The sequence below is a fragment of the Pelagibacterium sp. genome, assembly GCF_035555455.1.
Taxonomy (GTDB): Bacteria; Pseudomonadota; Alphaproteobacteria; order Rhizobiales; family Devosiaceae; genus Pelagibacterium.
The window spans coordinates 1-10,330 of sequence record NZ_DATMGM010000055.1; the positions used below are offsets into that span (position 1 = coordinate 1).

Annotated in this window: 10 protein-coding genes; 6 read left to right on the forward strand and 4 right to left on the reverse strand. The window is 62.5% G+C overall.

Translation table 11 applies throughout. From position 1 onward, the window contains the following. From VNS12_RS10215 to VNS12_RS10235, 5 genes are all read left to right on the forward strand, one after another. A partial coding sequence (locus VNS12_RS10215; protein ID WP_325487729.1) for an ABC transporter substrate-binding protein occupies positions 1-688 on the forward strand: 688 nt, incomplete at its 5' end. Positions 689-715: 27 nt separating this feature from the next. After that, positions 716-1,753 (forward strand): beta-propeller fold lactonase family protein, encoded by a 1,038-nt coding sequence (locus tag VNS12_RS10220; RefSeq protein WP_325487730.1) that lies wholly within the window; start codon positions 716-718, stop codon positions 1,751-1,753. Next, entirely contained in the window at positions 1,746-2,843 is a 1,098-nt protein-coding gene (locus VNS12_RS10225) for a hypothetical protein (RefSeq protein WP_325487731.1), read from the forward strand. Before VNS12_RS10220 ends, VNS12_RS10225 begins: the two co-directional genes overlap by 8 nt. A 15-nt stretch (positions 2,844-2,858) precedes the next feature. Next, positions 2,859-3,662 (forward strand): ABC transporter ATP-binding protein, encoded by an 804-nt coding sequence (locus VNS12_RS10230; protein WP_325487732.1) that lies wholly within the window; start codon positions 2,859-2,861, stop codon positions 3,660-3,662. A gap of 3 nt (positions 3,663-3,665) precedes the next feature. After that, positions 3,666-4,541, forward strand: coding sequence for an ABC transporter permease (locus tag VNS12_RS10235; protein WP_325487733.1), 876 nt, complete (start codon positions 3,666-3,668; stop codon positions 4,539-4,541). Between the two features lie 75 nt (positions 4,542-4,616). Here the strand turns inward: VNS12_RS10235 and VNS12_RS10240 are convergent, their stop codons facing one another. The 3 genes from VNS12_RS10240 to VNS12_RS10250 all read right to left on the reverse strand — a co-directional run bounded on the left by VNS12_RS10240 (position 4,617) and on the right by VNS12_RS10250 (position 8,851). Next, positions 4,617-5,906, reverse strand: a complete 1,290-nt coding sequence (locus VNS12_RS10240; RefSeq protein ID WP_325487734.1) for an ABC transporter substrate-binding protein — start codon at positions 5,904-5,906, stop codon at positions 4,617-4,619. 2 nt (positions 5,907-5,908) lie between these two features. Further along, on the reverse strand, positions 5,909-6,763 hold the full coding sequence (locus VNS12_RS10245) for a quinoprotein dehydrogenase-associated putative ABC transporter substrate-binding protein (protein ID WP_325487735.1): 855 nt from the start codon (positions 6,761-6,763) through the stop codon (positions 5,909-5,911). A gap of 180 nt (positions 6,764-6,943) precedes the next feature. Beyond that, positions 6,944-8,851, reverse strand: coding sequence for an outer membrane protein assembly factor BamB family protein (locus VNS12_RS10250; protein WP_325487736.1), 1,908 nt, complete (start codon positions 8,849-8,851; stop codon positions 6,944-6,946). Positions 8,852-9,200: 349 nt separating this feature from the next. On the opposite strand from VNS12_RS10250, the gene VNS12_RS10255 reads away from it, so the two are divergent. Further along, positions 9,201-9,614, forward strand: coding sequence for a c-type cytochrome (locus VNS12_RS10255; RefSeq protein WP_325487737.1), 414 nt, complete (start codon positions 9,201-9,203; stop codon positions 9,612-9,614). Positions 9,615-9,736: 122 nt separating this feature from the next. On the opposite strand, the gene VNS12_RS10260 is transcribed toward VNS12_RS10255, so the two are convergent. Then, positions 9,737-10,330, reverse strand: a 594-nt coding sequence (locus VNS12_RS10260) for an FAD:protein FMN transferase (protein ID WP_325487738.1), incomplete at its 5' end; no start/stop codon positions are given.

The following is a 10,330-nucleotide window of genomic DNA, read 5'->3' on the forward strand; positions in this document are numbered from 1 at the left end:
CCGCCATTTCGGCGCCCGCGAGGTCGGCACCGCCACGCTGGCCGCGGACGGGACGCCCGACGCCGATACGATCGCCGCGATCGAGCGCTCCCGCGCCGATTTCGTGCTGCTGCTCATGCCCGCACAGGCTCAGCTCACCGCCCTTGGGGCGCTCGAAGCGGCCGGGCTCGACCTGATGGTCACCGGCTTTCCCGATCCGGCCGCCCAGACGCGGGAATTCTTCATGCAATCGAGCGCTGTAGCCCCCGTTCTGGGCTCGGGCATGCGCGCCATTGCCTGGGAACCGACGCTGGACGCCTATGGCGCGCGCGAACTCAATGCGCGCTACATGCAGCGCTGGAACGAACCCATGGAACAGGCGGCCTGGGCCACCTACCAGGCGGTCAAGGCCTTCTTCGAGGCGGCGATGTTCACCGGCGCAACCGACCCCGAAAGCGTCTTTGCCTATCTCACGGCGCCCGGCTCGGTGTTCGACGTCTGGAAGGGGATCGGCACCTCGTTCCGGCCCTGGGACCATCAGATGCGCCAGCCGCTCTATCTTGTCGATATCGACCCGGACGCCACCGAGCCCCGGCTGGCGGCCCAGCTGGTGGGCGAACTGCCCGCCATTTACCTGCCCGGCACGGACCCGGTCGAACGACTGGACCAGTTGGGCGATCTCGCCGCGCAAAGCCGCTGCCACTTTTGAAAGACTAAATATATCAGGAGGACTTCCATGCAGTCGATAACGCGCATTTTGCGCACAATGGCACTAGCCGGCATCGCCGGGCTGGCCCTGCCCGCTGCGGCCTGGGCCCAGGAAGAAGCGTATCGGGTCTATGTCGCCAACGAATTCAGCGCCGATATTTCGGTGATTGACTCCGCGAACATGGAGGTGATCGACACCATCGTCATTTCCGACCGCGCCGGCGAAGTGCGCCCCCGCGGCATGGCCGTCAGCCCCGACGGCTCGATCGTCTATATCTCGGTCAGCGATTTCTATCCCGAGCGCCAGACGCCCGAGGACAAGGTGATCGCCGTGGACGTGGCCACCAACGAAGTGGTCAACGAATTCAACGCCGGCGGCAATCCCGAGCGCCTGGCCGTCAGCCCCGACGGAACCCAGATCTGGGCCTCGCTCGAAGCGCTGGCGCTGGGCGCGGGCTATGACGCCCAGACCGGGCGCAAGCTGGGCGAATTCCGGGTCGGCATCGAAGCCGAAGGCGTCGCTGTCAGCCCCGATGGGCGTTGGGTCTATGTGACGGCGGAAGCCACCCACACAGTGACGGTGATCGACGCCCAGGCCATGGAATCGGTCAAGCACGTGATGGTCGGCAACCGCCCCCGCGTCGTCGAGTTCTCGACCGATGGTGCCTTTGCCTATGTCACTGCCGAGATCGGCGGCACGATTTCGGTGATCGAAACCGAAAACCACACGGTCGTCGCGACCATCGATCTGGGCCTCGATTCGCGCCCGGTGGAGATCGCCGTCGCGCCTGATGGCAGCCGCCTCTATGTCGCCGGTGGCGGCACCAGCGCGGTCTATGTGGTCGATACCGCAACCAACCAGGTGATCGACACCATCACCGAGCAGATGGGCCGCCGGCCCTGGGGCATCGCCATCACCCCCGACGGCAGCCGGGTGTTCACCGCCAACGGGCTGTCGGACAGCGTATCGGTGATCGACACCGAGAGCCTCACTGTCATCAACAACATCGCTGTGGGCCGTGGTGCTCACTCGGTCGAAGTCGGGTTGGTACCATCCAATGATTAAGCGTTTTTCCCTCTCTTTCAGTGTCATTGCCCTGTCCGCCGCGCTCGCTCCCTCTGCCGGATTTGCGCAATATTCGGGCGATCCGTTCTTTGACAATACGGTGGCCATGAGCCAGGCCTATGGTCTGGAATCGATCGGGCTGCGCCTCGATCTGGCAACGACATTCAACGTGCCCTACCACGAGGAACTCGTCGAAACGATCGAAGACGTCACGGGCGCGCCGCTCGAACGCTTCGAAGGAACGCTCGCTGCCGCCAATCCCGAGCTGGCGCAGAACCTGCGCGACGCCCTTGAAGAAGTGGCCGATGCCGCCGAAGATGGCGAAGACCCGTCCGAAGCCATCGAAGAGGCCCGGGCCCTGCTAGCCGAAGCTTATGATCTGGTGATCCCTGCGGACCTGCGAGGCACCCCGGCGTTTACCGGCGGCGTCATCATCCAGCTTCTGCTTGCCGAAGAAGGCGTGGCGGAAGGCTATGAGGAAGCCGTCGAAGAAAACGAGCCTTGGGAATACCCCAATGGCTGGGTAGCCTTGCAGCGAGTCAAGGTTCTCTGGGGCGAGATCGAAGCAGAGGCCTCCGAACAACACGCCGCCGACGCGCTGGAAATGATCGCCGCGCTCGATGAACTCTATCCCGTCGCCGAGCCGCCGGAATCGGTGGCTGGCTGGAACCCCGAAGAAGCCGAAGCCCCGGCCCAGCGGCTGGGCGGCATCATCGAATCGGTGGTCGATGCCAACCTCTATCCGGGACGGAACGGCGGACGGCTGGCCGGCCATCTGGCTGAGCTCGCCGGCGAGGCCTGCGCCGTCTATGACGAGAATGAAGCCGTGGCGCGCGAAACCATCTATGCGCTCTACGACCTCTTTGACGGAGAACTGGCGGGTATTGCCAGCCTGTTCGTTCCCGAAGACGAGGACACCGCGTCTGAGATGTTCGAAGCCCTGATCGATGTCGGGGACGACGATGACGACGATGCGGACGATGGAGATGATGACGACGACGATGATGATGACGATGACATCTCCGCCGTCGAAGCATGTGGCCAGTTGCAGACCGCGCTGACCAATATCCGCACAGCCCTGGGCGGCTGATCGGAGCAAGCGTAAGTGGCCGCCATAGAGATCACAGATGTTGCGTATCGCTATGGCGACCACACGGCGGTCGACAACCTGTCGCTGACCATCGAGCAGGGCGAATTTTTCGCCCTGCTCGGCCCCAACGGCGCGGGTAAAACCACCCTGCTCAACATGCTGATGACCGTGACCCACCCAAGCGCGGGCCGCATCACCGTCATGGGCCATGACGCGGTGAACCAAACCGATGCGGTGCGCCGTCTCCTCGGCGTCGTGTTTCAGGACCCGGCATTGGATGACCGCCTGACGGCGGCGGAAAATCTTCAGATTCACGCGGTTCTCTATTCCCTGCCCCGCCGGGAGCGCGCCGCTGCGGTGCAGCAGGCCATCGAATGGGCCTCCCTCACCCAGGCGGGCAACAAGCCCGTGCGCAGCTTTTCCGGCGGCATGAAGCGGCGGCTCGAACTGGCGCGGGCGCTCATGCATACCCCGCGCGTCCTGCTGCTCGATGAGCCCACCATTGGCCTCGACCCGCAGGGACGGCGGCATTTGTGGGAACGGATTGCCAGCCTGCGCGAGCGTGGCATGACGGTGCTGATGACCACCCACAATCTTGCCGAAGCCCAGATGTGCGACCGGGTCGGCATCATCGATCGGGGGCGGATGGTGGCTGTGGATACCCCGATGGCGCTGATCGAGACTTACGGAAACAGCCCCTCTGCGACGCTGGAGGATGTCTTCATCGCCCTGACCGGCAACCAATTGTTCGACGAAAGTGCAACCGGCCGCGACCGTCTCGTCGATTTCGCCAAACGCGGCGGCGAACACACGCGGTAACCCATGATCAAAGCGCTCGGTTTCGATTTCGATGTCATCGCCATCATGTGGCGGCGCGAAATGCTGCGCTATTTTCGCGACCGCTCACAGATTTTCGGCGGCATTTCCCGCACCATCCTGTGGCTGGTGATCCTGGGGTTCGGGCTTGGCGCCGCCCTGCGCGAGATCGAAGGCTATTCCTATTCCCAATACATCCTGCCGGGGGTCATCACCCTCAACATCCTGTTCAGTTCCCTCCAATGCGCGGTAGCGCTGGTCTGGGATCGCGAGGTGGGGCTGCTACGCAGCGTGATCGTGTCGCCAGCGCCCATGCTCTCGGTCACGCTGGGCAAGGTTCTGGGCGGCGCGACCATCGCCATGATCCAGGGCTCGATCCCCCTGCTGTTCATTCCCTTTCTCGACATGCATGTCACCCCGCAAGCCATCGGCATGGCGCTGGTGGTGATGTTTTTCATGGGCATGGCGATCACCGCAGGCGGGCTGGTCATCGCCTCGCGCCTGCGCACTTTTGAAGGGTTTGGCTCGATCTCGAACGGGATCATCCAGCCGCTCTATTTTCTTTCGGGCTCGATCTTCCCGCTGCGCGGGGTGATCGGCGGCGTCGGGTTTCTCGACATTCCAGCTTCCCTACGGGACCAGCTGCGCCAGCTTGGCATCTTTGCCATCGGCGGCGGCTGGATCGTGCAATTGCCTGTCTGGATACAGGCGCTGGTCTATATCAACCCGGTCAGCTACCAGCTCGATCTGCTGCGGTTTGTCCTGCTCGACTTCGAGCAATTGCCGCTTTGGGCCGACCTCTGGGTCACCTTCGGCCTCGCCCCGGTGATGACCGTTTGGGCCGCGTGGTCGATCAAACGCATGCTCAATCGCCGCCGCTGACACGAAAACGGGCGCACCGGATCCATTCCGATGCGCCCGCAAAAAAGGGTCACCTGTGTTGCAACGACGCCCGCGTCAAGTCTGCGGTCCATCACCCAGACTATCGAGCCACTCGGCAGCATCCGGCCCCGGCTCGCCTGCCGGCAGACTGCCCGTATAGCGGGCGATATCGATCCGGCTCGACAATTCCAGCTGCCGCCAGACAATGTCCTCATCGACCTCAAGAGTCGCCAGCGGCTGGCGCAACTGATGATCCCACGGCCTGAACGAAACGCCGACGCCCTTGGCAACGTCGAAACTGGTCTGCGGGTCTTCGAGATGGGCAATCATCGCCTCGGCGTCGGTCGAGCCGGTGGCCAGCACCGTATCGGTGATGATTTTGATGGCGTGGAAGGCCGACCACGCTGTCGGGTCGGCGGGCTCGGCATAGCGGGCCCGCACCTGCAGGTTGAACTCCTCGGCCCCCGGCCTGGTGTCGGTCGTATCCCACAGCGCCACCCGGTGGCGCGGGTTGAGGATCGGCAGGCGATTGCGCGACGCGGCGATGAAATCGCGGGTTTGGGTGATCGTATAGGGGAAAAACAGCACCGGTGTTTGGATGCCGCTCTCTTCCATCTGCACCGTGAACGGAAACTGGTCCTGATAATTGACCAGCACGAAAATCACGTCCGCCTCGATCGTCGCCAACTCGTCGATCTCGGTGAAATAGACCGGAAAGGCGGGCCGTAACAAAATGGTCCCGGCGATGGTGCAGCCGCTCTTTTCCGCCGCCAGTGCCGCACGATCGGCCATGGCTTCGCCCCGGGCGCTGGTGTCGGACACCACTGCCCAGCGCGTATAGCCCAATTGCGCAGCGAGCTGGCCCATGGCGTCGATATACATCGCGTCACTGGCTTCGATATGGAACAGATACGGGCTGAACGCCTCGCGCCTGAAAGCGTCGGAGGTTTCCCCCACATTGAAGAACGGAATTTTTGCCCGCGCGGCGATTTCGGCCAGCACTTCGGCCTGCCCTTCGCCGATGCCGCCGACCAAAGCGCAGATATCGCCAGTTTCGACGAGCCGTTCGCCTGCCCGCACCGCCGCTTCCGGCGTTGGGGAGGACGCGAGCAGGATATCGAGCCGCGAACCTTCCGCTTCCACGGATCTGCCGATTTGCGCATCGGCCAGCAACGCCCCGATCCGTCCGGCCGAACCGATGAAATCATTGACCGAGGCCCGGATGAACGAGCCACCGGTGCGGTTGGGGAACACGGTCCCGATCCGGATAGCCGCAGGCGTAGCGGCCAGCGATGGCGTGCCGAGCCCGGTAGTGGCGAGAGCGGTTGCACCGGCCAGAAAGCCGCGTCTGGTGATCGTTGTCATGATTACGGCTCCCGGATGGAAAGCGAGGGGCGAGGCAGGGGCAGCGTGGGCACGTGGTACTCGTCCAGAATGGCATAGATATCGTCCCAGCGCCGGGCGATGGCTTCGTCGAGCAGGTCGCGCAACGATTCATCGCCCATCCGCAGGGCGATGACGATGGAGTGGTACATCGGCGTGAACGGGATATCGAATTCAGGGACAGGGACCACTTTGAGCGGCGGGTCCTGCATCGCCGCGTAATAGCCGGCCACCGGCCCCCATGGCACGGCAACGTCGATATCGCCATTCGATACCGCAGCGATCAGGCCGGAAAACCGGGCTCCCGCATTGGTGCCGGCAAATTCGGAACTCGCTGTGATCCGGTCGAGCAACCCGCGGCGCGCCAGGGCCAGATGCGAGCTGGTGCCTTCCGATGTGGTGCCCAGTTGCAGCTCGGCGAGGATTTCATCATCGAAAGTCGCGACGTCATAATCCTCGTCGGCGCGATAAACGAAAGCGTACGGGCTGCGGTAATAGGCGATGGTGGCGATGACGCCGTCGCCGCCATCGGGCACGCCGATCATCATGTCGCAATGGCCTTCGCGCAATTGCTCGCTGACCATGCTGGGCGCCAACGTCCACCATTGATAGGTGAGCTCCGCGCCCAAATCCGCGGCCAGCACTTCGATGATCTTGTTCTCGTAGCCTTCGCCCGCCTGATTGGATTGCGGCATGTAATCGGCATCGGCGCACACACGCATTTCCCATGCGGTGGCGGCGGGGGCTGCGAAGCCGGAAAAAAGGAGGACCGCGGCGCCGAAAGCGGCGATGGCGCGGCCGATGGGTCTGCGCTCGGGGCGCCGGCTCGTGGGGGTCATAGTGTTTCTCCGGCATCGTTCATGGGCAAGGGGTGGGTGCGTGTGACGCCGGTGACGCCGTGACACGCACCCGCAGTCATCGTGCTGGTACGTTCTGACAAAATCGCCCGGCGAGCGGAGCGCGCCGGGCGAGAAAATCCAAGGCTTCAAACTGCCGGGCCTTTTGGGCCCGGCAAAAGCTTAGTTGTTAAGCTTGAAGACATAGAGAGTGCTGCCTTCGCGCTGATAGCGGTTGACGGCATCGGGATCGGCATCAGCTGCCACCTGCACCACGCCCGGACGAGCCGAGGCGACGAAGGCGATGCGCTGCTGCCCATCAGGAGCAAGGAACGTCACCGGCGACGCGGAGGACTGGTTGCCCGTGCGGAATTCCCAGACGGTATCGCCCGTTTCCGCATCGATGGCGCGCAGCACGCCCTTGTCGTCGCCACCCACGAACAGCAGACCACCGGCAGTTGCCATGATCGGGTCCTGGGTCGGCTGGACATAGTCCACGCTCCAGACGGTTTCGCCGGTCACAGGGTCATTGGCCTGCAGCTGGTTCTTGACGTCGGTATCGTTGCCGTCGAGATCGAGCCAGAACTTTTCGCCTGCCCACTGGAACAGCGTGTAGCTTTCCGTTGCGGGGTAGGTGTACTGGCCTTCAGTCACGCGCATTGCACGGCACCCGAGCTGCACACTGGTGTAGAGCAGGCCGGTATCGGGCGAAAACGCGTCGTTTTCCCAGTTACGTGCGGCAATCGTCGGACAGATCACCGATTCAGTACCGATCGGACCGTCAACTTCGTCGTCGCCGTACAGTTCGGCTTCTTCCTGGTTCATTGCGATCTGTTCATCAGTCAGCGCACCCGACTCGGTGTAGCGCAGACGATCTTCGGGATCGGTGAACAGGATGGCTTCGATGTGGTAGGACGGGCTGCCCGACTCCTTGTCGAAACCAGAGAAGATGTTCTGATAGACGAACGGCCAGGGTTCGTTGATGACCTCACCGGTGGCACGATCCCAGACATAGAAATATCCGTTACGAGCGGCGCGGATCAGCGTGTGGCGCAGTTCCCCGTCGATTTCCAGATCGGCCAGGATGGTTCCGCCGGGCTCGTCCAGGTCCCACTGATCCTGCGGGGTCATGTTATAGGCCCAGATCAGTTCGCCCGTGGTGGCATCGCGGGCCAGCATCGAAGCGCAATAGTTGGACCGATAGCTCTGCAGAATGCCGTTCTCGTCGAAATCGACTTCGCCCCACTCGCGGCGATAGTCAGCGTTCCACGGCCCGCAGTTACCGGTGCCGTAATAGAACATGTTCAGGTCAGGATCATAGGAGAAGTATCCCCACACCGAACCGCCACCCTGGCGCCAGCTGTCCTCGAACCAGGATGCTTCCGCCGGATTGTCGATCTGATCGAACGCATAGAACGGATTGAAGCGATCGGTGATCCCGACTTCTTCATTGGGCCCCATGCTGTAATAGCGCCAGGCTTCGTCGCCGGTGTTGATGTCGTAGGCGACGACATAGCCGCGCACGCCGTACTCACCGCCGGCCATGCCAGCGATGTAGAGATTGTCCACGATCAGGGCGTTGCCGACCATGGTTTCAGCGTTGTCGATATCGGTCGCCTGCACGTCCCAGATCAAGGCTCCGGTGTCGGCTTCGAGGGCGTAGATATGGCCGCTGAGCGACTGGAAGATGATCTTGCCTTCGGCATAGTTCACGCCGCGCGTCTGAGCGCCACAGCACGCCACGGGCAGAACCTGCTCAAGGTTGTCCGCTTCAGCGCGGAATTCCCACTTGATCGTGCCCTGCTCGTTGAGATCGAGGGCATAGACGCGGTTGGGCTTGGGCGTGATGACATACATCGTGTCACCCACCACCAACGGGGGCGCCTCGGCTTCGTCGGCAACGCCAAGCTGGAAGGTCCATTCCACGACGAGGTCTTTGACCGTATCGCGGTTGATCTGATCGAGCTGGCTGAAGTTCTGGCCTGAATAGGTGATGTTGGGCATCACGTTGTTGGCCGGGTCAGCCGACAGTGCCAGAACGTCGTCATTGGCGGTCGCCGTTGCGGCCCCCAGAACGACGATTGATGCCAAGGACGCCATCGTCCTCAGCCATCCCAAATTTCGGATAACCATTAATAAAGTCCTCCCAACGGATTTATCCCGGGGCAAACCTGCTCACGCTTCCGTTTAAATCTCTTGTCGGGAGTCCGCGTGAGGACGTGAGGGAATTTGCCTCTGCGGCTAATCCTCGCAGAACCTTGGACCAGTTTCAAGCTCCAACCGCGTGCGAATGTCAGTTGCGAAACCAGCCCAGAAGGATTACCACGTTTGATGGAATTGCTCGAATACCGCCAGTAGTGCGCCCTCCGGCAAGTGGTGAAAACGGCCCCGTACACGCGCACTTGGATCCGAGTTTTGTTATACTGCGAAGGAGGAAACATTGAAAAAGCAACTTGGTATCGGGCTGGCCGCGCTTGTCGCCTCGGGCCTAATGCTCGCCGCCCCTGTGACCGCGCAGGAATACGCGAACAACGAAGAAACCTTCAACCTGCTGATGCAGGAAGGTGAAACCGGCTACGCCAACAACTGCGCCGCCTGCCATGGCGCGGCCGGTGCTGGCGGCGGCGGCCCTTCGCTGATCGGCAGCAATGTCGTCCAGAGCCGTTCGGCCGTTATCTATCAGGTCCTGTTCGGCGCCATGGACCACGGCATGCCGCCCTATGAGGCCATCCTGTCCGACGAAGAGATCGCGGCGATCACGACCTATATCCGCAACTCCTGGGACAATGACTACGGCATCGTCCTGCCGCGCTCGGTCGAAATGCGCCGCACCGTGCCCCCTGCTGAAGGGTAAGCAACCCAACCGACGCCTGATCTGGTTCAAACAGGTCAGGCGCGGTTTTCAGTCGATGCTAGAACAAAGAATTAGAGCGGCCATTGCCGCTTTCTGAGATGGTTTCGTTATGTGGCACAGCCCTATAGCGTCACCGTCGCCCCATCGGTGCGGGTCAGCAGGGCCCGGGCACCGTGCGCTGTGGCCAGGATATCCGCGGCCCTGTCTTCCCCCGCCACAAACAGCGCCGTCGCCAACGCATCCGCATGCATGGCGCGCGGCGCGGTCACCACAGCTTCGGTGAGATAATTCGCGCTCAATCCCGTTTGCGGATCGAAGATATGGTGGTGCTGGCCGGACGCATCGAACACCGTGCCATAGCCCCCTGACGTCGCCGAGGATTGATCGACAAGTTCGATCGTCCGCCCCGTGCCGCCCTCAGAATCCCTCAACCCCACGCGCCATGGGCGCCCATCCGGGTGCGTACCCAGAACGCGGGTTTCCCCCAGTTCCACCACCACATGATCGAAGCCCTCATTGCGCAGCAGATCGGCGACGACGTCGGTGATATAGCCTTGCGCGATGCCATTGAGCGTGATCGCCATGCCCGGCGCTCCAAAGCGCACGGCGCGGCCCCCAAGATCGATGCGGCGATAATCCACTAGCCGCTGCGCCGCAGCGAGTTCCCTGCCGGAAGGTCCACCACCGCCCGCAGCCGCATTGGCAAAATGGGTCTC

Excerpts from the sequence above, each read along its gene's own strand:
- VNS12_RS10220 (WP_325487730.1), top strand. The coding sequence starts at position 716 with ATGCAGTCGATAACGCGCATTTTGCGCACAATGGCACTAGCCGGCATC.
- VNS12_RS10225 (WP_325487731.1), top strand. The coding sequence starts at position 1,746 with ATGATTAAGCGTTTTTCCCTCTCTTTCAGTGTCATTGCCCTGTCCGCC.
- VNS12_RS10235 (WP_325487733.1), top strand. The coding sequence starts at position 3,666 with ATGATCAAAGCGCTCGGTTTCGATTTCGATGTCATCGCCATCATGTGG.
- VNS12_RS10240 (WP_325487734.1), bottom strand. The coding sequence starts at position 5,906 with ATGACAACGATCACCAGACGCGGCTTTCTGGCCGGTGCAACCGCTCTC.
- VNS12_RS10245 (WP_325487735.1), bottom strand. The coding sequence starts at position 6,763 with ATGACCCCCACGAGCCGGCGCCCCGAGCGCAGACCCATCGGCCGCGCC.